Genomic DNA, 24,889 nt, shown 5'->3' with positions numbered 1-24,889 from the left:
TTATGCGAGATGTTAAAGTTCAGTGTGCGATAATCGGGTCAGGCAATATCGGCACGGACCTCATGATCAAGATCATGCGCACGTCCCGACACCTTGAAATGGGCGCCATGGTGGGCATCGACCCCGAGTCGGACGGCCTCGCCCGCGCCGCGCGCCTCAAGGTGCCGGTTACCCACGAGGGCGTTGAGGGGCTGCTAAACCTGCCCAACTACAAGAACATCCGGGTCGTCTTCGACGCTACCTCCGCCAAGGCGCATTTGCACAACAACGCGCTACTTCAGAAGGACGGCAAGAAGGTCATCGACCTGACACCAGCGGCCATCGGCCCCTTTACCATTCCGGTGATAAATGGGGAGGCCAATCTCGACGAGCCGAACGTCAACATGGTCACCTGCGGTGGTCAGGCGACCATCCCCATGGTTTATGCGGTGAAGCGGGTATCGAAGCGCCTCATTTATGCGGAGATCGTCGCCTCCATTTCCTCGAAGTCCGCCGGTCCGGGGACCCGCGCCAACATCGACGAGTTCACCGAGACCACTTCCAATGCCATCAAGGTGTTAGGTGGGGCAGAGCGCGGCAAGGCGGTGATCATCCTCAATCCTGCTGAGCCGCCGCTGATCATGCGCGACACAATTTTCACTCTCTCTCAAGGCGGGGATCGCGAGGCCATCGCTGAGTCCATTGTGGAGATGGCCGCGGCGGTACAGAAATACGTACCCGGCTATCGGCTGAAGCAAAAGGTGCAGTTCGAATCCATCGGCGGCACCGCGCCGCTGCGCATCCCCGGCATCGGTCCGTGCGAAGGACTCAAAACCACCATCATGCTGGAGGTCGAAGGCGCGGCCCATTATCTGCCAACCTATGCCGGCAACCTCGACATCATGACATCCGCCGCGCTCGCCACCGCCGATCGGTGGGTAGGCCGCGTGCTCGCCAGGGAGGCTGCGTGATGGCCCGTACCGATCCCGACAAGCTCTACATCCAGGACGTTACGCTGCGCGACGGCATGCACGCCATCCGCCACCACTATGATCTGGAGACGACGCGGGCCATCGCCCGTGCTCTCGATCGCGCGAAGGTCGACGCCATCGAGATCAGCCACGGCGACGGCCTCAGCGGCTCCACCTTCAGCTACGGCTTCGGCGCCCATGACGACGCCGAATGGATCGCCGCGGTGGCCGAGGAATGCACGCATGCGGTGGTCACGGTATTGCTCATTCCGGGCATCGGCACGGTGCATGACCTGAAGCACGCCTACGAAGCCGGTGCCCGCTCGGTGCGTGTGTGCACGCATTGCACGGAGGCCGACGTGTCTCGCCAACATATCGAGGTAGCTCGAAAGATGGGCATGGACACGGCGAGCTTTCTGATGATGGCCCACATGATTCCGGCCGAGATCCTTGCCGAGCAGGCGAAACTGATGGAGAGCTACGGCTCTGAATGCATCTATGTGACGGATTCGGCTGGTGCCCTCCTGCCGGAGGACTACACGCTGCGTGTGAAGATTCTAAGAGATGCGCTCCGGCCCGAGACGGAGATTGGCGTCCATACCCACCACAACCTCACCATGGGCGTCGCCAACGCCATAGCCGGCATCGAGGCAGGCGCCGTCCGTGTAGATGCCTCGCTTGCAGGCATGGGCGCCGGCGCCGGCAATGCGCCACTCGAAGCGCTCATCGCCGTGCTCAACCGCAAGGGCATCGACAATGGCTGCGACTTGTATGCCTTGATGGACGCGGCCGACGACTTGGTGCGCCCGTTGCAGGACCGTCCAGTGCGGGTGGACCGCGAGAGCCTCTCGCTAGGCTACGCCGGAGTTTATTCGAGCTTCCTGCGCCATGCAGAAAACGCATCGAAAATCTATGGGGTAGACACGCGCGAGATCCTCGCTGAGCTCGGCCGTCGCCGAATGGTGGGTGGTCAAGAAGATATGATTATCGACGTAGCGTTGGATATGCAGGCTCGCGCAAACCAATGATCAGCAGCGTCGATTGCTACGTTGATAACTAATGCAAGCAACGTGTGGAGGAAAGAACGATGTTCAACTATTCAGCGCTTGCCGCATTGTCCCATCGCCTGGACGGGCTGTTGCAGCATGATCGGGAAAAAGGGACGTCGCGCATTCATCGCGATGCATTCACTGACCCCGAAATCTTCGAATTGGAGATGAAACACATCTTCGAAGGGAATTGGGTATTCCTCGCTCACGAAAGTCAGATTCCGAAACCAAACGATTACTTCACGACCTATATCGGCCGACAGCCGATCATTATCACGCGCGACAAGGAAGGAAAGTTGCACTGCCTGATCAATTCGTGCAGCCATCGCGGCGCGCAACTGTGCCGATTCAAGCGGGCAAATCGTTCAACCTTTACCTGTCCCTTTCATGGCTGGAGCTTCTCGAACACCGGCAAGCTGTTGAAAGTCAAGGACCCCGAGGGGGCCGGCTACCCGGATCAATTCAACAAGGACGGTAGCCATGACCTCAAGCGCGTCGGCCGATTCGAAAGCTACCGCGGCTTTCTATTCGGCAGTCTGAATCCCGACGTGCAACCTCTGACCAAGTATTTGGGCGATGCCACCAAGATCATCGACTTAATGGTCGATCAGTCCGAGGAAGGGCTTGAGGTGCTGCGCGGCGTCTCAAGCTACACCTACGACGGCAATTGGAAGCTCCAAGCTGAGAACGGAGCGGACGGGTATCACGTCAGCAGCGTACACTGGAATTATGTCGCCACAACTGGTCGCAGGGTTCAGCAGAAAGGCGACGACACGATCAAAGCCGTAAACGTCGGTACCTGGGCCAAGCAGAAAGGTTCCTATTGGAGCTTCGACAATGGACACATTCTGCTTTGGACTTACTCTTCGACGCCTGAGAACCGGCCGCTCTACAACCGGCGCGATGACCTTGTGGAAAAATTTGGTGAGAAGAAGGCTGACTGGATGATTGGCGTCTTCCGCAACCTCTGTGTCTACCCCAATGTCTTCTTGATGGATCAGATGAGCACTCAGATCCGCGTGTTCCGTCCCATTGCGGTTAACAAGACTGAAGTCACGATCTACTGCTTTGCGCCGAAAGGCGAGAGCCCGGACTCGCGCGCGCGGCGGATTCGACAGTACGAGGATTTCTTCAATGCATCCGGCATGGCTACACCGGACGACCTAGAAGAATTCCGCTCGTGCCAAGTCGCCTATCAGGCACGCGATCTGGTTTGGAACGATCTCAGCCGTGGTGCGAAAAATCGTATCGAAGGGCAGGATGAAGATGCCAGGGAAATGGGTGTCCGCCCGCTGTCAAGCGGCATGCACGTCGAAGACGAAGGTCTGTTCGTCGATCAGCATACTGATTGGCTGTACCGCATGAAGGCCGCCGTCAATGAGGAGCTGGCAAAAGCCGAACCGCTGCGCGTGGCTGGGGAGTAACGCCTTTGAGCGCACTCAAAGAGACAACTGCGCCTGTGCAAGCCGCAATGACCTTCGAGGAAATTGTAGCCTTCCTGTTCAAGGAAGCGCGTGCCCTCGATGACCGCGACTGGGACACTTGGCTAACCTACTATGACCAAAACTCAGTGTTCTGGATGCCGACTTGGGACGACTTTGACCAGCTGACCGAAAACCCACAGACGGAAATGTCTCTGATCTATTACCCGAGCCGTTCGGGTCTGGAAGATCGAGTATTCCGTATAAAGACCGACCGTTCGTCAGCCACCAGCATGCCCGAGCCGCGAACCTCGCATAACATCTCCAATATTGAGGTTGTGGAGAGGCAAGGTAGCGAGGTTAAGGTGCGTTTCAACTGGTGCACCTTCAATTACCGTTACACTACAACCGATACGTTCTGGGGTACTTCATTCTACACGATCGATAAGGCAACTGGTCATCCCTTGATAACCAACAAGAGAGTGATTCTCAAGAACGATCAGATCCATCACGTGATCGATGTCTATCACGTCTAGTCCCCGGGACATTCAAACGCGTGAACTCGCCGCGTTGCAGGGAAGACCATGTGTTACAAGATAGCGCTCAATTTTGAGGATGGAATAACGCGCGTCATCGACTGCTACGCGGGTGAATACGTGGCAGACGCTGCGTTCCGGCAAAAGATCAACCTTCCGATGGACTGCAGAGACGGCGTTTGCGGTACCTGCAAGTGTTTTTGCGAGGACGGCAACTACGAGCTAGGCGCACATCTCGATGAGGCATTGACCTACGAGGAAAAGCGAAAAAGATATGTGTTGACTTGCCAGATGACCGTTGCGTCCGACTGCGTCCTAAAGGTTCCGACTACCTCGCATGTCTGCAGGACGGCGGCGGAGGTCTATAAGGCCGAAGTTTTGGAAGTCAGGCCAGCGTCGGAAACGACATTCAGTTTGTATCTTGCCTTAAGGCAAAAGATCGAATTTTTGCCGGGCCAGTATGTGAATGTTTCCGTTCCCGGAACGGAGCATAAGCGACCCTATTCCTTTTCCTCTTCGTCGGGAGCAGAGACCGCAAGTTTCCTGATCCGCAATCTCCCCGGTGGTGTCATGAGCACCTATCTGGCGGAGCGCGCCGTCCCGGGCGACACGATGGAGCTGACCGGGCCGATGGGAGCCTTTTATCTGCGCCCGGTCGTGCGCCCCCTACTTTTTCTCGCAGGAGGAACAGGGCTTGCCCCATTTCTTTCGATCCTAGAGGAACTTGCGGAGAAGGGAATCGAGCAGTCTGTTCGCATGTACTACGCTGTCACGCGCGACAGCGATCTTGTGGAGCTGTCGCGACTGGAGGCGCTCAGCCAGCGGCTTCCGAGTCTCAGTTTTGAGACGATTGTGGCGGATCCATCCAGCTCTCACCCACGTAGGGGTTTTGTCACCGACCATTTAGTAGCGGATGATTTAAACTTGGGCGACGTGGATGTGTACCTCTGCGGTCCACCGCCGATGGTCGAGGCCGTGTGCAATCACATAGATAAGCTCGGGATCAGTCCTAACAACTTCTACTTTGAAAAATTCAACCCGGCCGACGCAGCCAGAACAGCCGAGAAAGTTGCATGATGAACAGGTTTCTCAACAGGATTTTTGTTGTAACTGGCGCGGCACAAGGGGTGGGCCGGCGTGTTGCGGAGCGCGCTGCCAGCGAAGGAGCCACGGTGTTGCTGGTCGATCGTTCCGAACATGTGAGCAGCGTCGCGGAAGCCATCAGAAGCGTCGGAGGAGATGCGACGGATTTCCGGGCCGATCTAGAAACCTGGGACGGTGCCGAGCAGACCATGGTCGAGGCATTGAAACGTTATGATCGCATCGATGTTCTTGTAAACAATGTCGGCGGAACGATTTGGGCAAAACCCTACGTTCATTATGAGCCCGACCAGATCGAGGCTGAAATTCGCCGTTCCCTCTTCCCCACGCTTTGGTGCTGCCGTGCAGCGGTATCGAGCATGATCGAGCGTAAAAGTGGCGTCATCGTGAATGTTTCCTCTTGCGCGACGCGAGCGACCAAGCGCGTTCCTTACGGGGCCGCAAAAGGTGGAGTGAATGCAATCACCACCTGCCTCGCGCTCGAAGTGGCTGAGCAGGGAGTGCGAGTCGTCGCTGTTGCGCCAGGCGGGATCAGTGCGCCGGAAAGGGTGATTCCCCGGAATAAAGCCGAGTCGACTGAGCAAGAGAGGATTTGGTTGCAGGACATTTACAAGGAAGCTGTCGAGATGAGCATGATGAAGCGCCTTGGAACGCTTGATGAGCAAGCTGGTGCGATTCTATTTCTGGCCTCCGATGACGCTTCCTACATCACCGGCGTCACGCTGCCGGTGGCTGGAGGGCATCCTTCTTGACCTCACTCGAACCGCTCTGCCTACGAGGCTGTGTGGACGGGTTCAGTCGCGCAACGGGGAAGCGGAGATTTGCGGACCGCGTGTCTTTGATCAATAGCGGGGCCAAGAGGCTAGACTACGTTGATTGGAATGACAGAGAATTATGGAGCGAAGTGCCGCGAGCGCCCATCGTATCATACCAGCTTCTGCATGCATGAAAAATATAAACCAAGGGAGGTGTGTTGAAATGTTGAAACTCGAAGTAGCTATGCTTGGTCACGCAGCGTATGTCGTACCTGATCTGGAGAAATCGCTCTGGTTTTGGAAGGACGTCGTCGGTCTGATTGAAACCGAACGGACTACGGATGCAGTATATCTGCGCGCCTTCCAAGAGTTCGAGCATCATAGCCTTGTTCTGATACGGGGCAAGCAGGGCGAGGAAGCGCATTTGCACCATGTCGCCTTCAAGGCCAAGCGGCCCGAGGACGTGGATGCCTTCGCCAACCATCTTCGTGGCCTCGGCGTCGCGGTCGAGGAGGTGCCGGCGGGCACCGAGGCGGGGCAGGGTGCGGCGATCCGCTTCTTCGTGCCGACCTCGGGCCATCCGATCGAGATCTATTACAACATGGCCCGCCCGCTCTCGCCCAAGGAAGTTCGCTCGGCGCTAAGAAGTCAGACCGCGCGCAAGGGGATCGGCATATCACCACGGCGGATAGACCACATCAATCTGTGGTGCGGCGGCTTCCCGCCCGACGAGACCATCGCCTGGATGTGCGACAACCTCGGCTTCAAGGTCAGAGAATTCATCCAGCTGCCCGAGTTCAAGCTGGGCGCCTGGATAAGTGTGACACCGCTGGTGCACGATGCCGCCTTCATGTTCGATAGCAACAGCGAGGGCGCACGCCATCACCACATCGCTTATTGGCTGGAAGAGCCGACAGAGATCCTGAACGCGCAGGAGCATTTCGCCGAACATGGCATCAAGGTCGATCTCGGGCCGGGCAAGCACGGTGTTACGCAGGCGTTCTACACCTATCTGCGCGATCCGGCCAGCGGCATCCGCTTGGAAATCTTTGCCGGCGGTTACCTGATCTTCGATCCGGCCTGGGAGCCGATCAAATGGGACGCGCACGAGATTGAGCGCGGCCTGTTCTGGTATGGGGACAGCATGGATCCGACGAAAGAGCCCGAGCACCCCTTTATGCCGACCATTGGCGTACGCGGAAGGGAGTAACCATGGAGCGTACCCGGTGCCAGTCCAACTGGCGCCTAGCTCTGCCGGCGCTCGGCGACCGTTTGCTGTGTCTTGCGCCAGATCTGGTAGGCTGCGATCAGAGTACCCCTCCCGATCCCCGATTCGGCGCCTCGCGGCCCATGGGAATGTAAGTGGCGCTGGGTCGATCGGCTGATCGGCCTTCTGGATGTGCTGACCATCGACAAGGCGCTCTGGCGGGCAATTCCCTGGGCGGGGCGATCGCGCTGAACTTTCTCGTCGAGCGGCCCGAACGCTTCGGCCGGGCGGCGCTGATGGACCCTGCGGGCGCGCCGATGCCGATCACGTCGGAACTGGCACTTATCTGGTGCTTCTATCATGATCCCACGGCGGCAGCGATAAAGGCGGCGATCCGCATGTTCGCCTATGACGAGGGCTTCATTGCCGACCGGCTCGACGGCATCACCGAATCGCGGCTCGCTGCAGCCACCCGGCCCGAGGTGCACGCAGCTTTGCGGCCAAGTTCCACGACCCTTCGACGTGGTGGTCCGCGAGCTGATCCTGCCCGCGACGCTGCTCGAGCCGATCGCACACAATGCCTTGATCCTGCACGGGATCCAGGATTGCGTCGTGCCGCTGTCCCGTTCGGTCCGCCTGATCGACCACCTACCCGACGCGACGCTCTTGGCCGTTCCGAAATGCAGCCATTGCGTGCAGATCGAATGTGCGGATCTGTTCCATGCCGAAGTTGCACGGTTTCTTTCACAGGAGACGACCAAGTGAAGCATGCATTGCTCGAAACGCTTGCCAGCTTTTCCATGGGCCCGATCACGATGCGGCCTTTTGCCGGAAAGGACTACTGGTCGTGCGCACCGAAGTTCCCGGCGGGTCGGTCGCCCCGCGCCATTCGCATCCGACGGACGGTTGACAATCGTCGTTTCGGGCCGGACGGAGATGTCGGTGGGCGACGAGACCGGGATCCTCGGGCCGGGCGAGGTGGTGCACATTCCCGACGGAGTGGAGCACGGGGTGGTTCAGCTGGACGGGCTGGCCGCGGTCGCGCCCCGACGTGACCTGTTCAGCTACAGGAGAAGTGCGTACGGAGAGTAGCTGAACAGCTAAAAGCAACTGAAAGCGCCGCGGAGCGGTGCTCAATCAAGGGCGCTCCGCGGTTACGGGGTACTCTTGATCGTCCAACAGTAGGCGAGGAGCCGTATTTGTCGAGGCGCCCAAAGCAATAACATCTCCGAATTCCGGAAAGCCACGGCCGTCGTTGAGCTTTTAATTGCCTTCGAAAATCAGAATGATTGGGGAACGTTCAATGCCAAACAGCCTTCCACTAGCGTGGGATATCAAAGAGGTTATCGACACCGGGTCGATGACGGGCCGCCGCTGGTTAGTTATCGGCCTGAGCTTCGTCATTGCCTTGCTTGACGGCTTCGATACGCAGTCGATCGCGTTCATCGGCCCCGCGATCGCACAGGAATTCAAGATGAGTCCGGTCGACATGACATGGGTCATCACGGCGAGTATCATCGGCATGGCGATCGGCGCCATCGCGCTCGGAAGTTTCGGCGACCGTTTCGGCCGTCGCAAGGCCATCATGATCGCGGTCTTTCTGTTCGGCATCTTTTCGCTCGCGGGCGCGTACGCCACCTCACCCACACAGATCATCGTGCTGCGTTTCCTTATCGGTCTGGGAATGGGCGGCGCGACGCCTTCGTTGCTGGCGCTGGCGAGCGAATACAGCACGGCGTCCAAGCGCGGCATCATGATGACCACCGTGCTTCTTGGCCTACCTGCCGGCGCCATGCTGGGCGGCCTGATCGCGGCAAGTTGGCTGTCGGTTCTCGGCTGGCGCGGAATCTTTCTGCTCGGCGGGTCCCTGCCCCTCGCGCTCATGGTCATTATTCATTTCCTCCTGCCGGAATCTCCCGCCTATCTCGTCTCCCGCAACGAGCCCGCCGCGCAGAACCGAGCCCGTCATCTGCTGGAACAGATGACGGGTAAGGCCATTCCCGTCGATGTGCAGCTGGTGAACACGGTCAAGGTCGAGCGCGGGGCGTCGGTCGCCGGCCTGTTCGAGCCTCGCTATCGCAATGTCACACTGGCGATCTCGGTGATCTATCTGTTCAACTGGATTGCCTGGTTCCTGCTTCTTCAGTGGCTGCCCACCGCGTTGACGACGCTCGGCCTGGAAAAGGCGCAGGCGGCCTACGGCACTGTCGTGGTCAATGCGGTCTTCATCATCATGGCGCTGCCGCTATCGACGATCCTGCCCAAGGTCGATCCCCGCAAACTGCTCACCATCATGTTCATCGTCGGCATCGCCGTTGCGATCGGCCTGGGTTTGGCAGGTGACAGCTGGCCGATCGTCTTTGCCCTGATCGCGCTGGCGGGCTTTGGCATCGGTGGTCAGCAACTCGTGCTCAACTATCTGATTGCCAACGCTTTCCCGACCCAGCTGCGCGCCACGGCGACCGGTTGGGGCATCGGGATCGGCCGTTCCGGCGCCATTGTGGGATCCGCCGTCGGCGGGCTGCTGCTGTCCAGCGCCGGGCCTTCCGGTTACTTCATAGCGCTCGCCGTCCCCCTTGCGGTCGCGGCGGTCGCCAACTTGACCTTGCGCGCGTCCCAGAAGAGCTAAGGCCGCCATCGCCGTGGAAAGGCACTGATGCTCCGCTCAGCGGGACGGGTTCGCCCGTCCCTTCGCCCCAAGTTTGCTCACGGAGGGTACAAGTGTCAGTGCAGAGCACCCGCTCGCGACGCTTCGAAGGCAAGAGCCTGATCATCACCGGTGCGGCGCAGGCAGTGGGCAAGCAAGTCGTGCTTGATGCGGCGGAGGAGGGCGCCCGGTTCCTTGTCGCCGACCGCTCGCCCATCGTCGAGGAGGTGGCGGCTGCCGTCGAAGCCGCGCACGGTCCCGATCGCGCCATCGTGATGGTTGAGGATACGAGGCCTATGCTGGAGACGAGCGGGTCATGCAGCGGGCTCAAGACGCTTTCGGTCAGATCAATGTCCTTGTGACCAACGTCAGCGGCGCGATCTAGATGAAATCTTTCTAAGATGTTACACGAACGACAGATTGCGGCGGAAATCGGCCGCTCGCGGTTTCCGCCATTGCGGGGATGCCAGACCGTGCTCACCTACTTGCGGCGCCAGGGGCATGGCGCCATCGTGAATGTACCTGCCGTCGCGACCAAAGGCATCAATCGGATGCTATATACGACGGCGAAGGGCGGCCGCTGACATTGGCATCGTCATGGGCGCTCACCGGTACCGACGTCTCGAAGGAAGCCTCCAATATGGTGCTGGCGGGCGACAATTTCGCCACCATCGTCGCCTCCGTCGCGGAAGGGCGCGCCATCTTCGCCAACATACGCAAGTTCCTGGTAACCCTCCGGTGAGGGCCGCAATCATGCAGCTTTGAGCTTGTCGGCGGAGCTGGGTTGCCAGTTCCAGGGCAGGAGTTCGGAGAGCCGGTTCTGCGGAGTATCGGCGATGCGAGCGAGCACGTCGGCGAGCCAGGCCTGCGGATCGATGTCGTTGAGACGGGCGGTGCCGATCAGGCTGTACATAACGGCTGCGCGCTCGGCGCCGCGCTCGGACCCGGCGAACAGCCACGCCTTACGGCCGAGAGCGATGCCGCGCAGCGCCCGTTCTGCCGCATTGTTCGTGAGGCAAACGCGCCCATCGTCGAGGAAGCGGGTGAAGCTGTCCCAGCGGCGCAGCATGTAGTCCATGGCCTGGGCCACAGGTGCGTGGCGGGAGAGCCTGGCGCGATGCTCGCGCATCCAGGCCTCAAGCTCGGCGACGAGAGGAGCGCTGCGCTCCTGGCGAACGGCCCGACGCTGTTCGGCACTCGTGCCATTGATCTCGCGCTCGATGTCGAACAGCGTGTCGATGCGGGTGACGGCCTCGAAGGCGATGGGCGAGATCGGTGCGGGATTTCGCCCGCGCCGGCGGTTCGCCGCGATGTCGGCAAGCTCGCAGAACTTACGCCGTGCGTGGGCCCAGCAGAGGGCCTCGACGATCGGTCCCGGCTGGCGATCGGGTGCAAGCAGGCGATTATAGCCGGCATAGGCATCGACCTGCAGGACGCCGGTGAAGCGCATCAGATGCTCTTGCGGGTGATCGCCCGCGCGGTCGCGTGACGCTCGGAACAGCACTGCCGGCGGATCGGCGCCACTGAGCGGCCGATCGTCGCGCACATACACCCAGACCCGTCCGGTGTCGGTCTTGCCCTTCGCCAGGATCGGCACCGGCGTGTCGTCGCCATGCAGGCGTGCCGCGGCCATGACATGGCGCTCGATCAGCACGTGCAAGGGGCGCAGCGCCGCCGCACAGGCGCCGACATGATCGGCCAGCGTCGACAGCGGCAGGTCGATGCCCTCGCGGGCATAGCGTTCGCTCTGCCGGTTCAGCGGCTGGTGCTGGCCGAACTTCTCGAACAGCACCATGGCCAGCAGGTTCGGTCCGGCATGGCCGCGCGGGATGACGTGGAACGGCGCCGGCGGCTGCGTCACTGCCTCGCAGGCCCGGCACGAGAAGCGCTCGCGTACCGTCTGGATCACCTTCCACTGGCGCGGAATGACCTCTGACCTGAGACCCTTTTCTCCTCCGGCTTAAAGGAGAGTCCGAGGGTTGATTTGTGGCCTCAGGCGGCGTGGGTTTCCAGTGCGATTATTGCGGCGAACTCGGCAGGGGATCGATGGCCGAGAGCTGAATGAGGGCGGTTCAGGTTGTAGTCCTCCTTCCATGAGGCGATGGCGGCACGGGCCTGACCCAGGCTCGAGAACAGGGTCTCGTTCAGGCATTCGTCCCGGAAGCGGCCGTTGAAGCTCTCGACGAAGCCGTTTTGCATGGGCTTGCCGGGCGCGATGTAGTGCCATTCGACGCCGGTCTGCTGGCACCATTTGAGAACCGCCATCGAGGTCAGCTCGGTGCCATTGTCGGAAACGACGGTCAACGGTTGGCCCCGGGTGGCGATGAGCCCGTCCAACTCGCGCGTCACCCGCAGGCCGGAGAGGGAGGTATCGGCGACCAGCGCCAGGCACTCCCGGCTGAAGTCGTCGACCACGGCCAGCACCCGGAAACGGCGTCCGTCCGTGAAAGCATCCGATACGAAGTCGAGGCTCCAGCGGGCGTTGATCCGATCCGGCACCAGCAGGGGCCTGCGTGTGCCAAGCGCCCGTTTGCGGCCACCCCGCCGACGGACCTGGAGCTTCTCCTCCCGATACAGCCGGCGGAACTTCTTCTGGTTCATGACGATACCCTGGCGCCTCAGCATGACGTGGATCCGCCTATAGCCGAAGCGGCGGCGCTCGCCGGCCACGGTTCTCATGGCCTCCCTCAGGGGTGCATCGTCGGGACGGAGGCTCCGGTAGCGCGCGCTGGTGCGATCGACGCCCAGCGCCTGGCACGCCCGACGCTGGCTCACCCCGTGCGCGGCACAGGCATGAGCCACGGCTTTGCGCCTAGCATCGGGCGTCACCATTTTTTTGAGCTGACATCCTTCAGGATGGCATTGTCCAGCATCTGCTCGGCCAGCAGCTTCTTCAGCCGCGCATTCTCCTCTTCCAGCACCTTAAGCCGCCGGGCATCCGACACGTCCATGCCGCCGTACTTCGCCTTGAACTTGTAGAAGGTCGCCGAGGAGATGCCGTGCTTGCGGCAGACGTCAGCGGTCTTCGCGCCCGCCTCCTGCTCCTTCAGCATCCCTATGATCTGTTCCTCTGTGAACCGTGAGGCTCGCATCGTCCGTCTCCATGATCGACGGACTCTACCTAAATCTGGACGAGGATCAGGGTCTCAGGTCAACGACAGCATGGGTGCGGTTCATCGCGTCGAGCTTGTCTCGCGCCGAGCGCATGTGCTTGAGCACGGTCGGACGGGAGATCCCGAGGATCGTTGCAATATCCCAATCGCTCTTGCCCTCTGCCGCCCAGAGCAGGACATCGGTTTCGCGCGGGGTCATGGCGACCTCGACGTCGACGGACCGGCGCGGCACGTGCAAGAGGCGGCCGACGGCGTAGGCGGCTGCGAAGGTCAGCGCGTCCGTCGCATCGGCGCTCATTTCCGGTGCTTCGCCGCCAAACGAAATCGTTGCGAGGCTTCCATCAAGCGTTGGCACCGGAACAACATGGCCGGCGCGGAGACCAAACGCGCTGGCTTCGCCGCGGATCAGTTTCACGTCGGTGGAGTTCAGAGATGCTGCATACGCTTCGTCCCATGAGAAAGGCGCTCGCGCACTCTGTAGATGACTGACGATCGGGTCCCTGAAAACATAATCGTGATTATTATACCGCCTGGCCCATTCGATTGGCATTCGCTGGATAATTATGCGGGATGGGATCTCTTCGCGTGTGACCTCCTGACCTGGTACAACACCTCCGAAGACAGAGGTGAAGCCGAACAGCTCAGCGAGATCCATCAGGCAGCGCTCAACACTGAGAGCGTCGGGAGCCTGCTCCATCCTTTCGATAAAGTCCCAGGTCTTATAAAGGTGCTGGGAAGCTGATGTCGTTCGATAGGTCAAATTTATTCCGAGAGCTCTGTTGAACAGTGCCAGATAATCGGTGAGTGATCATAGGTGTCAAAGTAAACTACAAACCAAACGATCGCTGAGTTGAGCAGTATATTGGGATTCCGACCTCGTTCAGTGCGAGAGTTGCCGTTGCTAAGCGCACAAAGTGGACCATCAGTCTTAATTGTCGGAATAAATACTATACGGTAAGGAAATGGAATCTAGTGATGGGCGGAAGGCGAATGATTTCCATAGAAGTCATACGGATGTCAAGTTCCATGAAAGTCATCTTAATCTGATTCAGAAGTGTCTATCTTCATCAAGCGGCGAGGTCTGTCCACAAAACATATGTTGATCTGGACAGGAATATCTCACTTGGTCTGTGAAAGTGAGGACTTACGGGATGCCAGCAATCGGCTCAGAGCCGAAAGTAGGCCAATGCCAAGTGTCAGATTGCTGCCAAGGTTTTCGATACGATGGCCCGCAGCATGAACGAGCTGCACCATTCCCTGCGTATCCGCTGTGACCGTATCGAGTGCTGCCGTTTCCATCTCCTCAAGAGCCTGCAATTCAGGTGAGCGTGGCTCGCGCAACGTATAGGCGAGCAGGAGAATGGCGCAGACGAGATAGAGCGCAGCAATCGCCAACGTCGCGCCGAGTTCGCCGAGAGGAACCGTGCTCGCGAGAAATAACGCATAGGTCGCCAGACCCGCGGCAACAATGAACGCCGCAACGGCGAGCGCTCCAGTGATGACACGCCGGATGAGTTGCTGGAGGAGAACCTGGCGGCGCAGGAGCGCCACTCGGCTATAGAGTTTGACGGAGTTGAGCGTGGACATGGCTGACCTTTCGGGCGAGACGGGAGGTTGCTAGCGGAGTTGCCGGCCGATCACGACTCCGGCCGCCAAGCCGACGCCGAGCGCCGCAAGCGCCGTCAGGCGCGGAAACCTGTCCAGTTCGTCCGCGAACTCGTCGAGGGTGTCGTTCACTGCTTTCAGGACAATGTCGACGTCATTGGCTTGGCCGGGCGGCCCCGCCGATGGTTCGGAGCGAGCGGGCTCGGCGCCTGCGTTTTCGGCAGTTGTCGAGGGCTTACTCGTGTGGGCTCGAATCTCCGTTCGCAGCGCTTGGATTTCGCTCATCAAGCTCATGTACGTTCTCCTTGCATTTATGCCGGAGGCGGGAGAGGGGCGATATCATCCCGCCTCCGGCCCATAGGGACTATTTCTTTGTTGCGTCCTCTATGGATTGGCGGATCGAGGCGTAGGTGTCGAAGAAGAGCTGCTGCGCGTCGGCGTAGCTCTTCTTGGTGGTCTCCCAGGCCTGCGCGGATGCGTCCTGAAGACGGGCAGCGCGCGCCTTGGCCTCGTCCGCCTGGGCCTTGAGGGCTGCAATCCTCGTATCGACCGCCGCACGTTGGTCGGCGGCGAGCTTCCCGGCATCAGGCTTGAGATCGTCGATCGACTTCTGCCAGGCCTTCTGGCGAGCTTCGAGTTCGGCTTCCAGGATCGCCCGGCGGGTCGCCAGGTCAGCCTTCGCACTCTCGAGATACTCGTCGCGCGCCGTCTGAAACGCCGCCCAATTCTCGTCAAGCGACTTGCGTGCCTCGGCGACCTGCGTGTCGGTCCACGACTTGGCGTTGGTAGCAGCTTCATCCGCCTTCGTACGATAAGCGTCGCGCTTCTCGCGAAGTGCCTTCATCGTCGCATCGGCCTTTGCCCGGGCATCGCCCTGAAGCTTGGCGGCCTCCTTCTCCAGCACAACGATGGTAGCGTCGAGCTCGGCAAGGCGGTCCTGGGACCATCCGACGGCTTGCCGGGCAAGCGAGGGATTATCCTGGGTAGTGGTTTGATTCTGCGGAGCAGCGTTCTGCGCGCGCGCAGCCGGAGCTGTGAACAGCGCGGTGTGACCGAGCAGTGCCAGAGCGACTGCGGATAGTCGGAGCTTCATGATCTTGCTCTCCTTGAGTCGTTGTTCTGGGACGAGCGAAAGCGCCCGTTCAAAGCAGCTTCGAGAAAGCGTCTTTGATTTTCTCGATCGTGCGATCGTGGACCGCTTTGGCGTCGGCCACGCCGGCCTTCACAGCCGTCCAGGATTCGTCGCCGGCGTCCTTGGCTTCGCCGATGCGCGCCTGAAACCTCTCCGCTTCGTCCGACAGCCGCTTGATGGCGGCGTCGAAATCGCCACGCGCCTTTTCCACCGCGGCCTCTGCCTGCGCTCGCAGTTCGTTGAACGATGTTTCCCAGGATTTGCGCTGCGCCTGCGCGCGTGCCACGACGACATCACGCACGGTCTCGGCCTGATCCTTTGCTGCCGACAGGAATGACTGGAAGGCGGATTCGACTTCGACCCACTCCGCTTCCAGCGCGCCCTGAACGTCGTCGACGCCACTCTTCACGGCGTCTGCCTCCGAGCGGAACTGGTCGTAGTAGCCCTGCACTTTGGAGCGGGAGGCGTGAAGACGCGCCAGCGCCGCGTCGGCTTGCGCACGGGCATCGTCCTTCAGCTTGGCGGCTGTCTTTTCCGCTTCGGAAATAATCGCGTCGACATCGTCGAGGCGTTGCTTTGCCCAAGCGACGGTCTCATGCGTTGAGGATTTGTTGCTCATCGGAAGTTTCCTTTTCCAAAAGGGTTGAAGGCCGTGATGACGCAGCGTGAGGCGACCGTCACTGATTGCGATGGATCGCAAGAAAGTCGCTGCGGCAAAGATCGCGGATCATGCCTTCGATCTGGCCGACGCTGCCGGGTTGGAGCTCCGTCCACGCCATGCCGCGCAGCAGGATCCCGCGAAGAAACCTGAAGCTGATGATGGCTGTGACCATCGCGCTGATGCGCAGCCGTAGCGCCTCGTCGTCAGGAACGCGACCGGAGATTTCGCCTGCGGCCCGCACGAGACGCTCGATCAGCGGGGCGACCGCCCGCTCGTAGATGATGGCGAAGGCCTCGTCGTTGTCGTAGGTGCAGCGCGCGACGAACGACGTCCAGGAATGCGGCTCGGCATTCTCCAGGATGACATGCAGGAAGTTGGTGAATGCCTGCTCTAGGCGGATGGCCTTGTCTGGCCCGTCGCCATCTTCCAGAACGCTGACCGCCTCCTTGAAGCGATCAGCCGCATAGTCCGCAATCATGTGGGCGGCGGCGATATAGAGCTCCTTCTTGCCCCCAAAATGATAGGGGATGGCCGACAGAGTGGTATTCGCCGTCTTCGCCAGCGCGCGGGTGCTGGCGCCTTGGTAACCGACGGCGCCGATCACCTCGATCGCCGCGTCGATCAGTTGCGATCGGGTCTTCGCGCTTCGAACCTCGTGCCCGCTCGGCTGGGCCGGATGGGTGCTCATCGGCGTGGCTCCTTACCTCTGCGCGAGAAATTAGTTCATCCGAACGAACTTTTCAATTGACGCAGATCAACGCCTTCGCTATTTCGCACTTAACGAACGTTCAGGACGCTGAGGGGGCCGCCGATGCACCTCGCCGATACGCGAACCGCGATCCTGGAAACCGCCGCGCAGCTTTACGCCGATTTCGGCTACAGCGCTGTGTCCATGCGCGACGTCGCCACCGAAGTGGGGGTAACGCCCGCCAACCTCTACCACCACTTCGAGGGCAAGGACGAACTCGTCCGGGAGGCAGTCGCTCATGTCTTCGCCCAGAAGACCGTGCCGATCGCGGAACTGGTCGAAAGCCAGGGCACGGACGCCGATCGGCTCAGCCTTTTCGTCGCTTACTTCGTCCGGCTGCTGACGGAGGATCGGGTCTTCTTTCGCTTGCTGGTGCGCGAGCTCGTCGACGGCGATGAGAAGCGCCTCGACGATCTCGCCCGCTCCGTTCTCGAGCGCCCGTTCCGCCTGGTGAGCGGTCTTGCCGGGCAGGGGCAGTCGGAAGACGAGCGGCTTCTGGCAACCGTATCCATCATCAGCGTCATGCTGGGTCATGCCCTTCTGGCGCCGCTTATTCCCCATCTGCCGGGGGGGCGTCCCGATCACTCCGACGCATCTGTCATCGCCGGTCACATTTCCGCGGCCCTGCGTCGCTCCTTTCACTCCAACGCAAAAGACAAGTGAGATGCGCAAATTCACCGCTGCCACCTCTCTTCTCGGTTTCGTCCTGTCTCTTCTGGTCGCGGCAAGCGCATCGGCGCAGACCCCGACCGGCAACCCGCAGACGCTTCCCGTCACGAAGGTCGTGCTAGCGGACGCTTCCGTTACCTATACCGTTCCGGGCTCCGTCATATCGGACGGCCGCATCGAGGTCTCGTCGCGAGTCGTTGGCTTCATCGAGCAACTCGATGTTCGAGAGGGCCAGAAGGTCTCGCGTGGGGATCTGCTGGTGCGGATCGACCAGACTGATATCGACGAGGCGATTCGGCAGGCAAAGGCCGGCGTGCGCGCCGCCGGGCAAGACCTTCAGGATGGCGAACTCGACGTGCAGAAGTATGAAGGGCTTGCCAGATCGGGCGCAGTTGCAACCGAGACCTTGCGCAAGGCCAAGGTCCGGGTCGACGTAGCAAGCGCGACCCTCGATAAGGCGCGCTCGGCTCTCGCCGCGGCTGAGGCGCAGAAGAGCTATGCCACCATCACCAGCCCCGTCGACGGCGTCATCGTGTCCGTCGCCAGGCGCAGCGGCGAGATGGCCACGGCTGGCTCCACCATTCTCACGGTGGAGTCCCATGAAGTCCTACTGTTCAAGGCCTTTGTCTCCGAAAGCAGCCTTTCGGCGATCGATCCGAACAAGCCCGTGACGGTGCGGATTGACACACTTAAGGACGCGGTGTTGCAGGGTCGTATTCGGGGCATCGTTCCGTCCGGCGACGACATCACAAGACGCTACGAGATCAATGTCATCCTGCCGAAGGATATGCATCTGGTCCCCGGCATGTTCGGGCGCGCGGAGATCGTCCTGGGCACTCAGAAGGCCACTCTGGTTCCTCGCGCGGCGCTCGTCCGCCGGGGTGGGCTCGAGGGCGTCTTTGTCGTCGAGGACGGGACCGCTCGGTTCCGCTGGCTGCGCACCGGCCGCGTCATTGGCGACGCCATTGAGGTGGTTTCCGGGCTGACCGGTGGCGAAAGCATCATCGCCGCCCCGAACGATACCATCCGCGACGGTTCGCCGGTGCAGGTCGGGGAGATCGCGCAATGAGCGAGATTCGACTGAACTTCGCGGGCAAGCTCGCACAGGCCTTCATCACCTCGAAGCTGACCATCGTCTTTATCATTGCGGTCGCGCTGATGGGCGTAGTGGCCGTCCTGCAGACACCGCGCGAGGAGAACCCTCAGATCGTCGTGCCCGCTGCGGCCGTTAGCGTGACTTTGCCCGGAGCGTCGGCCGCCGAGGTCGAGCAGCTTCTCGTCACGCCGCTGGAAGGCATCCTCAAGGAGATACCCGGCGTTGACCATATCGAGAGCACGGCACAAAACTCGGCAGCCATCGTACAGGTCCAGTTCAAGGTCGGCCAACCGAGGGAAGAATCGCTCGTCAAGCTCTACGATAGGGTGCTGGCGAGCCGCAGCCGTCTTCCTTCTGATGCCGGCACCCCGCAGGTGCAGAGCGTCGACGCCGATGACGTTCCCATCGTCACCTTCACGCTCGCCTCCTCTACATATGATGATTATGCGCTCAAGCGTGTGGCGGAGCGCATGGCCGAGCGGTTGCGCAGCACCGAGAACGTTTCGGTTGTCTCGATCAAAGGCGGCCGCGAGCGAGAGATCGCCATCGAGCTCGACCCCGACCGACTACAGGCCTTCGGTGTTACCTTGAGCCAGGCCTATTCCGCCTTTACGGCAAGTAACCTATCCGTGCCCTTGCAGCCGACCGTGCGCGGCGGCAAGGTCGAGGCGATCAAGCTCTCCGCCTCCTTCCTGTCGGCCGAGGATGTCCGCAACCAGATCGTCGCCGTCTCGAAAGGCCGGCCCGTCTACGTGCGCGATGTCGCCACCGTCACCGACGGTCCGCCCTCCGAGATCACCACCTTCAGCCGCTTCTCCTTCGGCCCCGGTGATCCCCGCTCCAGGGAGACGAATTCGACGGACCTGCCGGCCGTCACCATCGCGGTTGCCAAGAAGAAGGGCGCCAACGCAGTGGTCGTCGCCAATGCGGCCATCGACCGCGTCGAGCGCATGCAGGCATCCTTCGTACCCAAAGACATTCAGGTGGTCGTCACGCGCGACGACGGCGAGAAGGCCGATGCCGCGGTGAACCTTCTGCTGGAGCACCTCCTCGTCGCGCTCGGCACCGTAGGGCTGGTGCTGATCTTCTTCCTCGGCTGGCGCGAGGCCATGATTGTCATGGTCACGGTGCCGTTGATCCTGTCGATTACGCTTCTCGCCGATTTTCTGGGCGGCGTGACCATCAACAGGGTGACGCTGTTCGCACTGATCCTGGCGCTCGGTCTGCTGGTAGATGCCGCGATCGTTGTCATCGAGAACATCCATCGCCACTACGGGACCGCGAAGGCGGGCGCCGACAAGCAGGCGATCACGATCCTCGCCACCAACGAGATCGGCAACGCCACCAATCTCGCGACCTTCGCAGTCATGCTGGTCTTCGCTGCGCTGTTTCTCGTCACCGGCATGGCCGGCGACTATTTCTATCCCATAGCCTTCAATGTGCCGATCGCGATGGCCGCTTCGGTGGTCGTCGCGTACATCGTCACGCCGTGGGCGGCCAATCGCTGGCTGCATCGCCACGAGGTCCAGGAAGAAGATGCCCACGCGGAGGAGGCCTCCCACGGCAAACCAGGCTGGATGGAGCGATTGTACCTGCGTCTCGTCGCCCCTCTCCAGGAGCGCCGTTTGGTACGCATCGCCTTCAGCACCATCATCGTCCTTCTGATGGTCGCGTCTACCATGCAGGGTGGATGGCAGTTCATCCGACCCTCCGGCGTCGGCGGCGCGGTCTCATCCCTCGGCGTGCCGATCGGCTTCCTGCCGAAGGACAACAAGAACACCTTCAATATCGTCGTTTCCATGCCGGAAGATACACCGGTCGAGCAAACCGACAGGTTTGTGCGAGAGATCGCCACTCTGCTTGCGAAGGAGCCGGAGGTCGTCAACTATCAGACTTGGACCGGTCAGGCGGGGGTGGAGGATTTCAACGCCCTCTTCAAGGGCACCGCGGGCCGCACCGGCAATCATGTCGCGGAAATCCGGGTCAATCTCACGGACAGGCACCACAGGTCGCCAAGCTCGATCGACATCGTGCGAGAGTTCAGGCGGAAGGTGGAAGCCATCCGTGCCGCATATCCAGGAGCGAAGGTAGCGCTCGTCGAAGACCCGCCCGGTCCGCCCTTGCGCTCGACCGTGCTCGCCGAACTCTACGGCCCGAATTCCGAAGGGTTGCGCGCGTTGTCCGGCGAAGTCCGCAAGGCGTTCGAGGAGACCTACGACAGCGTCGATATCACCGACACGGAGCCGGTCGACGTGCTGGAGCACCGCATCGTTCCCGACAAGGAGAAGGCCGCGCTCTCGCGGGTCTCGACTGCTCAGATCGCGGAAGCTCTGACTCTCGTTTATGGTGGCAACACGCTCAGCCGCGCACACCTCGCCGACGAGCGTAACCCGGTCGCCGTTCGCGCCTTCGTACCGCGCCGCTTCGCCGTTGATCCGACCCGGCTTGACCGCATCTTCGTGGACAATGCAGACGGCAATGCCGTACCGCTTTCCGAGCTGGTCATGGTCCTACCGGCGGCGACCGACCGGCCCATCCTTCATCGCGATGCCGAGAAGGTGACCTTCGTCGGCGCTGAGCTGTCGAACTCCGTCCCCTTCTATGCGGTGCTCGATCTGCAAAAACGTCTGGCCGGCATCACAGCTCCGGATGGCCGCCCGCTTCGGACCGGCAATCTCGGTTTCAAGGAGGATGTGCCCGATACAATCGACGGCTACCAGCTCCTCTGGGGTGGCGAGATGCGCATGACTCTCGACGTCTATCGCGACATGGGGGTGGCGCTCGGCGGCGCGTTGCTCGCTGTCTACTTTCTGCTCGTCGCTTATTACCGCTCCTTCCTGATTCCGATGATCGCGATGTCGTCGGTGCCGCTGGGCATCATCGGTATCTTCCCGGGCCATTGGCTGGTCGGAGCAGATTTTTCGGCGACCTCCATGGTTGGCATCATCGCATTGTCCGGCGTCGTGATCCGCAATTCGCTACTGATCATCGACTTCATCCAGGACAATCTGAAACATGGCATGCCGCTCGAGGTCGCAACCCGGCAGGCGGGCGCCGTGCGCCTGCGTCCCATCCTGCTGACCACACTCGCCATCGTTCTCGGCTCGGCCATCATGGTAACGGATCCCGTCTTCGGCGGCCTGGCGATTTCGCTGATCTTCGGGACCGTAGTGTCGACCGCCCTCACGGTCTTCGTTGTGCCGGTTCTCTACGAACTCGACGCGAAAAGGCGGCTTCGGCGCGCTGCTGCTCAATCGCAAGAGGCGGTTGCATGATGGCCATCAGCAGGCCGCGATGGGGGATCTGGAATGGAAACGATCTCGATTGTCTTGATCCTGATGATCGCGGTGATCGTCAGCGGCGTCATATCCCGAATGCTTCCACTGCCTGTACCGTTGCCGCTTGTTCAGATCGCCTTTGGCGCGGTCATCGCATCGGTCGCCAATCTCGGGGTCATGCTTGACCCCGATGTGTTCTTTCTTCTGTTCATTCCGCCGCTGCTGTTCCTAGACGGGTGGCGGATTCCCAAGGAGGGATTGCTTCGCGACAAGGGGACCATCATCGAGCTTGCGCTGGGGCTCGTCGTTTTCACCGTGGTCGGGCTTGGTTTCCTCATAAACTGGATGATCCCGTCAATGCCGCTTGCCGTGGCATTCGCGCTGGCGCCAATCGTCTCTCCGACTGACCCCGTTGCCGTCTCCGCAATCGCCGCGCGTGTGGCGATCCCCAAGCGGCTCATGCATATCCTCGAAGGCGAGTCACTGCTCAATGACGCGTCCGGGCTTGTCTGCATGCGGTTTGCCGTGATCGCCGCCTTGACGGGAGCTTTTTCGCTCGTCGAGGCTTCACTCACCTTTTTGTGGCTGGTTGCAGGCGGCATCGTAGTCGGAGCAGGCGTGACCTGGAGTGTTTCCCGCCTGAAAAACTGGATATCCTGGAAACTTGGCGAGGATACCGGCTCGCAAATTCTCATCAGCCTCGTCATTCCCTTCGTGGCCTACCTGGTCGCGGAACACCTGCATGCATCGGGCATTCTAGCGGCCGTGGCCGCCGGGCTGGTGATGAGCTATGCGGAGCAGACCGGACAGGCTCTTGCGACCACGCGTATCCGCCGCACCGGAGTTTGGGATACCGCCCAGTTCGCTTTGAATGGTGCGATGTTCGTTCTCTTGGGCGAGCAGCTTCCACGGATCGCAGCTGGCGCAGCTGAGGTGGTCCGCCAGACAGGGCACCATGAGCCTGCCTGGCTCGTCGTCTACGTTTTTGTGATCAATATCGCTCTTTCGGCGCTGCGCTTCATGTGGGTCTGGATCTCCTTGAGATTCACCATGTATCGAGCGACGCGTAGAGGGCAGAATCCGGAACGGCCGAGCTGGCGGCTTGTCGCCGCGACATCGCTCGCGGGCGTCCGCGGGGCCATCACGCTGGCAGGCATCCTGACCCTACCACTCGTCCTCGCAGACGGCTCACCATTTCCTGCGCGCGATCTCGCCATCTTTCTTGCCGCAGGGGTCATCATTTTCTCCCTGATAGGCGCGAGTATCGCTCTACCCATTCTGCTGAACGGCCTGAAATTGCCGCCCGAGACCTACGACCAGCGCGCGGAAGATCGCGCTCGTGTCGCAGCAGCCGAAGCGGCCATACGTGCCACTGAAAATGCACAGTCTAGCCTTCGGGAAAGCAGCGCTGATGCCGAGCTCTACGCTTCGAGCGCCGCACATCTTATGGATATCTATCGGCAGCGCATCTCGGTCTACTCCACGGGCGGGACCGATGAGTTGGAAGACCGCCGCCGTGCTCAGGGCGTCGACGACCAACTTTGGATGAACGCCCTTAGAGCAGAACGCGATGCTATCTACCGCGAGGCCCGTGCACGCAGATTATCGGACGAGATCGCACGTAAACTGGTGCGGGAGATCGATCTGAATGAGGCGCGTCTAGGTATTAGCTGATGAGACACAAGCAAAATACGGTACAAGGCGGCAACCTGAACTGCAATGAGAGCTTTTGCAGATATCAGGGGGCAGGCGGATGACAGAACTTGCTTTTACTGTGGGAGCCAAGTCGTCGCTGCTTGCCATAGTCATGCTGTGCGTTCTGGCTGGGTGCGCCGACCGGCCCGGCCCCGAGTTGCTTCGCGATAGCCAAATCAGTGTTCCGGGCGCCCACAACGTGACCGTCTATGTCGCGACGACGCGTCAACGTGATCCGAATGATCAGAGAGCCTTCACCTCCGAGCGTGCGTCACGCGTCAGCTACGGGGAATACACGATCTCAATTCCACCGAACCACAGACCAGGCAATATCGAATGGCCGACACGGCACATCGATCCTGCCAGACATTTCACCGTTGTCAGCTCTCGCACGTTGGATCGGGGCGCTTTCGAGCGCGAAGTAGGAAGACAGCGCGGCGGACAGTTGCCCGATGTCGGCGTCTTTGTCCACGGCTACAACACCAATTTTCAGGAGGCGCTGTTCCGCATGGCCCAGATGACCGCCGACGCGGGCATCGAGGATGCGGCTCCGATCCTCTTCGCATGGCCGTCCGAGGGAAGCATAGCGGGCTATGTCGCCGACAAGGACGCCGTCACCTATTCCCGCGACGAGCTCGTAGCGCTTCTCGTGAGGCTAGCCGCGCAAAGGACGCGTGGAGCTACTACGGTGGTTGGCCACAGCATGGGCGGATGGCTCACGGCGGAAGCCCTCCGCCAGCTCCGCCTGACAGGCAAGGATGGCGTGGTTGCGAGATTGCAGGTCATACTTGCCGCTCCCGATATTGATATCGACGTGTTCCGGGCGCAGATCGGCGTGATTGGGCGATTGTCGCCGCCCCTAGCCATCCTGGTGTCGCGCGACGATCTCGCCCTGAGGGCCTCGCAACTGCTCACCATCGAGCGGCCGCGGCTCGGGACCCTCGACGTGAACGATCCCGGCGTCGAGGAAGTCACCCGCGCTGCGGGGGTACAGGTGGTGGATATCTCGGACTTAACGACCGCCGACGCGTTCAGGCATGATCGGTTCGCAGCACTCGCCACCCTGTATCCGAAACTCTCCGGACGGAACGCCGACGGGCGCAATTCCGGTCTTCGCCAGGCGGGCGCCTTCGTGTTCAACGCGGTCGGCGCGACTATTTCCAGCCCGTTCGTCCTGGCGGGGCGGGTGGTGGGCGGAGAGTGAGCTGCCCAGCGGGAGATCAATC

General features: G+C 60.9%; 24 protein-coding genes and 2 pseudogenes. 18 read left to right on the top strand and 8 right to left on the bottom strand.

The window, feature by feature from the left end; genetic code table 11:
* Nucleotides 1-2: 2 nt before the first annotated feature.
* The 13 genes and pseudogenes from ACO2RV_RS22275 (at nt 3) to ACO2RV_RS22215 (ending at nt 10,408) form a co-directional block, all read left to right on the top strand.
* Complete coding sequence (locus ACO2RV_RS22275; RefSeq protein WP_423296432.1) at nt 3-950, top strand: acetaldehyde dehydrogenase (acetylating); 948 nt, start codon at nt 3-5, stop codon at nt 948-950.
* Complete coding sequence (gene dmpG / locus ACO2RV_RS22270) at nt 950-1,978, top strand: 4-hydroxy-2-oxovalerate aldolase (RefSeq protein ID WP_423296431.1); 1,029 nt, start codon at nt 950-952, stop codon at nt 1,976-1,978. Before ACO2RV_RS22275 ends, dmpG begins: the two co-directional genes overlap by 1 nt.
* Nucleotides 1,979-2,037: 59 nt before the next feature.
* Nucleotides 2,038-3,423 (top strand): benzoate 1,2-dioxygenase large subunit, encoded by a 1,386-nt coding sequence (benA, locus tag ACO2RV_RS22265; RefSeq protein WP_423296430.1) that lies wholly within the window; start codon nt 2,038-2,040, stop codon nt 3,421-3,423.
* Nucleotides 3,424-3,470: 47 nt separating this feature from the next.
* Nucleotides 3,471-3,956: a benzoate 1,2-dioxygenase small subunit gene (gene benB / locus ACO2RV_RS22260; RefSeq protein ID WP_423296441.1), complete on the top strand. Its 486-nt coding sequence runs from the start codon at nt 3,471-3,473 to the stop codon at nt 3,954-3,956.
* 48 nt (nt 3,957-4,004) lie between these two features.
* Entirely contained in the window at nt 4,005-5,033 is a 1,029-nt protein-coding gene (gene benC, locus ACO2RV_RS22255) for a benzoate 1,2-dioxygenase electron transfer component BenC (RefSeq protein ID WP_423296429.1), read from the top strand.
* Nucleotides 5,030-5,809: a 1,6-dihydroxycyclohexa-2,4-diene-1-carboxylate dehydrogenase gene (locus ACO2RV_RS22250; RefSeq protein WP_423296428.1), complete on the top strand. Its 780-nt coding sequence runs from the start codon at nt 5,030-5,032 to the stop codon at nt 5,807-5,809. The genes benC and ACO2RV_RS22250 overlap by 4 nt, the downstream gene beginning before the upstream one ends.
* A 226-nt stretch (nt 5,810-6,035) precedes the next feature.
* On the top strand, nt 6,036-7,022 hold the full coding sequence (locus ACO2RV_RS22245; RefSeq protein ID WP_423296427.1) for a VOC family protein: 987 nt from the start codon (nt 6,036-6,038) through the stop codon (nt 7,020-7,022).
* Nucleotides 7,023-7,174: 152 nt separating this feature from the next.
* Nucleotides 7,175-7,327, top strand: a pseudogene (locus ACO2RV_RS22240) (alpha/beta hydrolase-fold protein); the annotation flags it as partial.
* A gap of 214 nt (nt 7,328-7,541) precedes the next feature.
* Complete coding sequence (locus tag ACO2RV_RS22235; protein ID WP_423296426.1) at nt 7,542-7,784, top strand: alpha/beta fold hydrolase; 243 nt, start codon at nt 7,542-7,544, stop codon at nt 7,782-7,784.
* A gap of 3 nt (nt 7,785-7,787) precedes the next feature.
* Complete coding sequence (locus tag ACO2RV_RS22230) at nt 7,788-8,111, top strand: cupin domain-containing protein (RefSeq protein ID WP_423296425.1); 324 nt, start codon at nt 7,788-7,790, stop codon at nt 8,109-8,111.
* 211 nt (nt 8,112-8,322) lie between these two features.
* Nucleotides 8,323-9,648, top strand: a complete 1,326-nt coding sequence (locus ACO2RV_RS22225) for an MFS transporter (RefSeq protein WP_423296424.1) — start codon at nt 8,323-8,325, stop codon at nt 9,646-9,648.
* A 98-nt stretch (nt 9,649-9,746) separates the two neighbouring features.
* Nucleotides 9,747-10,028 carry a hypothetical protein gene (locus ACO2RV_RS22220; RefSeq protein WP_423296423.1) on the top strand — a complete coding sequence of 94 codons (282 nt, stop codon included), beginning with the start codon at nt 9,747-9,749 and terminating at the stop codon, nt 10,026-10,028.
* Between the two features lie 224 nt (nt 10,029-10,252).
* The gene (locus ACO2RV_RS22215) at nt 10,253-10,408 is read left to right on the top strand and encodes a hypothetical protein (protein WP_423296442.1); all 156 of its coding nucleotides are present in this window, start codon (nt 10,253-10,255) and stop codon (nt 10,406-10,408) included.
* Nucleotides 10,409-10,417: 9 nt separating this feature from the next.
* On the opposite strand, the pseudogene tnpC reads toward ACO2RV_RS22215, so the two are convergent.
* The 8 genes and pseudogenes from tnpC to ACO2RV_RS22175 all read right to left on the bottom strand — a co-directional run.
* A pseudogene (tnpC, locus tag ACO2RV_RS22210) lies at nt 10,418-11,599 on the bottom strand (IS66 family transposase); the annotation flags it as partial.
* Between the two features lie 59 nt (nt 11,600-11,658).
* Nucleotides 11,659-12,758 (bottom strand): IS3 family transposase gene (locus ACO2RV_RS22205; RefSeq protein ID WP_423296422.1). Its coding sequence is split into 2 segments (ribosomal slippage): nt 11,659-12,509 and nt 12,509-12,758, totalling 1,101 coding nucleotides; the frame shifts between segments, so codons are not numbered across the junction.
* Between the two features lie 46 nt (nt 12,759-12,804).
* Nucleotides 12,805-13,539 carry a helix-turn-helix transcriptional regulator gene (locus ACO2RV_RS22200; RefSeq protein ID WP_423296421.1) on the bottom strand — a complete coding sequence of 245 codons (735 nt, stop codon included), beginning with the start codon at nt 13,537-13,539 and terminating at the stop codon, nt 12,805-12,807.
* A gap of 359 nt (nt 13,540-13,898) precedes the next feature.
* Nucleotides 13,899-14,366 (bottom strand): hypothetical protein, encoded by a 468-nt coding sequence (locus ACO2RV_RS22195; RefSeq protein ID WP_423296420.1) that lies wholly within the window; start codon nt 14,364-14,366, stop codon nt 13,899-13,901.
* A 30-nt stretch (nt 14,367-14,396) separates the two neighbouring features.
* Nucleotides 14,397-14,678: a hypothetical protein gene (locus ACO2RV_RS22190; protein ID WP_423296419.1), complete on the bottom strand. Its 282-nt coding sequence runs from the start codon at nt 14,676-14,678 to the stop codon at nt 14,397-14,399.
* A gap of 70 nt (nt 14,679-14,748) precedes the next feature.
* On the bottom strand, nt 14,749-15,477 hold the full coding sequence (locus ACO2RV_RS22185; RefSeq protein ID WP_423296418.1) for a hypothetical protein: 729 nt from the start codon (nt 15,475-15,477) through the stop codon (nt 14,749-14,751).
* A 49-nt stretch (nt 15,478-15,526) separates the two neighbouring features.
* Nucleotides 15,527-16,135, bottom strand: a complete 609-nt coding sequence (locus tag ACO2RV_RS22180; protein WP_423296417.1) for a hypothetical protein — start codon at nt 16,133-16,135, stop codon at nt 15,527-15,529.
* Nucleotides 16,136-16,193: 58 nt separating this feature from the next.
* Nucleotides 16,194-16,865: a CerR family C-terminal domain-containing protein gene (locus tag ACO2RV_RS22175; protein WP_423296416.1), complete on the bottom strand. Its 672-nt coding sequence runs from the start codon at nt 16,863-16,865 to the stop codon at nt 16,194-16,196.
* A gap of 123 nt (nt 16,866-16,988) precedes the next feature.
* On the opposite strand from ACO2RV_RS22175, the gene ACO2RV_RS22170 reads away from it, so the two are divergent.
* From ACO2RV_RS22170 to ACO2RV_RS22150, 5 genes are all read left to right on the top strand, one after another.
* Nucleotides 16,989-17,588 (top strand): TetR/AcrR family transcriptional regulator, encoded by a 600-nt coding sequence (locus tag ACO2RV_RS22170; protein ID WP_423296415.1) that lies wholly within the window; start codon nt 16,989-16,991, stop codon nt 17,586-17,588.
* A gap of 1 nt (nt 17,589) precedes the next feature.
* Nucleotides 17,590-18,663, top strand: coding sequence for an efflux RND transporter periplasmic adaptor subunit (locus tag ACO2RV_RS22165; protein ID WP_423296414.1), 1,074 nt, complete (start codon nt 17,590-17,592; stop codon nt 18,661-18,663).
* Nucleotides 18,660-21,965 carry an efflux RND transporter permease subunit gene (locus tag ACO2RV_RS22160; protein ID WP_423296413.1) on the top strand — a complete coding sequence of 1,102 codons (3,306 nt, stop codon included), beginning with the start codon at nt 18,660-18,662 and terminating at the stop codon, nt 21,963-21,965. Before ACO2RV_RS22165 ends, ACO2RV_RS22160 begins: the two co-directional genes overlap by 4 nt.
* Before the next feature lie 33 nt (nt 21,966-21,998).
* Nucleotides 21,999-23,642 carry a Na+/H+ antiporter gene (locus tag ACO2RV_RS22155; protein ID WP_423296412.1) on the top strand — a complete coding sequence of 548 codons (1,644 nt, stop codon included), beginning with the start codon at nt 21,999-22,001 and terminating at the stop codon, nt 23,640-23,642.
* Nucleotides 23,643-23,721: 79 nt separating this feature from the next.
* Nucleotides 23,722-24,867 carry an alpha/beta hydrolase gene (locus tag ACO2RV_RS22150; RefSeq protein ID WP_423296411.1) on the top strand — a complete coding sequence of 382 codons (1,146 nt, stop codon included), beginning with the start codon at nt 23,722-23,724 and terminating at the stop codon, nt 24,865-24,867.
* Nucleotides 24,868-24,889: the final 22 nt, after the last annotated feature.

Origin of the sequence: Ancylobacter sp. VNQ12 (assembly GCF_049445835.1) — a bacterium.
GTDB lineage: Bacteria > Pseudomonadota > Alphaproteobacteria > Rhizobiales > Xanthobacteraceae > Ancylobacter.
The sequence above is the reverse complement of the archived record's forward strand: the minus strand, read 5'-3'. Positions and strand labels throughout refer to the sequence as shown.

Excerpts from the sequence above, each read along its gene's own strand:
- ACO2RV_RS22275 (WP_423296432.1), top strand. The coding sequence starts at position 3 with ATGCGAGATGTTAAAGTTCAGTGTGCGATAATCGGGTCAGGCAATATC.
- dmpG (WP_423296431.1), top strand. The coding sequence starts at position 950 with ATGGCCCGTACCGATCCCGACAAGCTCTACATCCAGGACGTTACGCTG.
- benA (WP_423296430.1), top strand. The coding sequence starts at position 2,038 with ATGTTCAACTATTCAGCGCTTGCCGCATTGTCCCATCGCCTGGACGGG.
- benB (WP_423296441.1), top strand. The coding sequence starts at position 3,471 with ATGACCTTCGAGGAAATTGTAGCCTTCCTGTTCAAGGAAGCGCGTGCC.
- benC (WP_423296429.1), top strand. The coding sequence starts at position 4,005 with ATGTGTTACAAGATAGCGCTCAATTTTGAGGATGGAATAACGCGCGTC.
- ACO2RV_RS22250 (WP_423296428.1), top strand. The coding sequence starts at position 5,030 with ATGATGAACAGGTTTCTCAACAGGATTTTTGTTGTAACTGGCGCGGCA.
- ACO2RV_RS22245 (WP_423296427.1), top strand. The coding sequence starts at position 6,036 with ATGTTGAAACTCGAAGTAGCTATGCTTGGTCACGCAGCGTATGTCGTA.
- ACO2RV_RS22230 (WP_423296425.1), top strand. The coding sequence starts at position 7,788 with ATGCATTGCTCGAAACGCTTGCCAGCTTTTCCATGGGCCCGATCACGA.
- ACO2RV_RS22225 (WP_423296424.1), top strand. The coding sequence starts at position 8,323 with ATGCCAAACAGCCTTCCACTAGCGTGGGATATCAAAGAGGTTATCGAC.
- ACO2RV_RS22195 (WP_423296420.1), bottom strand. The coding sequence starts at position 14,366 with ATGTCCACGCTCAACTCCGTCAAACTCTATAGCCGAGTGGCGCTCCTG.
- ACO2RV_RS22190 (WP_423296419.1), bottom strand. The coding sequence starts at position 14,678 with ATGAGCTTGATGAGCGAAATCCAAGCGCTGCGAACGGAGATTCGAGCC.
- ACO2RV_RS22185 (WP_423296418.1), bottom strand. The coding sequence starts at position 15,477 with ATGAAGCTCCGACTATCCGCAGTCGCTCTGGCACTGCTCGGTCACACC.
- ACO2RV_RS22180 (WP_423296417.1), bottom strand. The coding sequence starts at position 16,135 with ATGAGCAACAAATCCTCAACGCATGAGACCGTCGCTTGGGCAAAGCAA.
- ACO2RV_RS22175 (WP_423296416.1), bottom strand. The coding sequence starts at position 16,865 with ATGAGCACCCATCCGGCCCAGCCGAGCGGGCACGAGGTTCGAAGCGCG.
- ACO2RV_RS22170 (WP_423296415.1), top strand. The coding sequence starts at position 16,989 with ATGCACCTCGCCGATACGCGAACCGCGATCCTGGAAACCGCCGCGCAG.
- ACO2RV_RS22165 (WP_423296414.1), top strand. The coding sequence starts at position 17,590 with ATGCGCAAATTCACCGCTGCCACCTCTCTTCTCGGTTTCGTCCTGTCT.
- ACO2RV_RS22160 (WP_423296413.1), top strand. The coding sequence starts at position 18,660 with ATGAGCGAGATTCGACTGAACTTCGCGGGCAAGCTCGCACAGGCCTTC.
- ACO2RV_RS22155 (WP_423296412.1), top strand. The coding sequence starts at position 21,999 with ATGGAAACGATCTCGATTGTCTTGATCCTGATGATCGCGGTGATCGTC.
- ACO2RV_RS22150 (WP_423296411.1), top strand. The coding sequence starts at position 23,722 with ATGACAGAACTTGCTTTTACTGTGGGAGCCAAGTCGTCGCTGCTTGCC.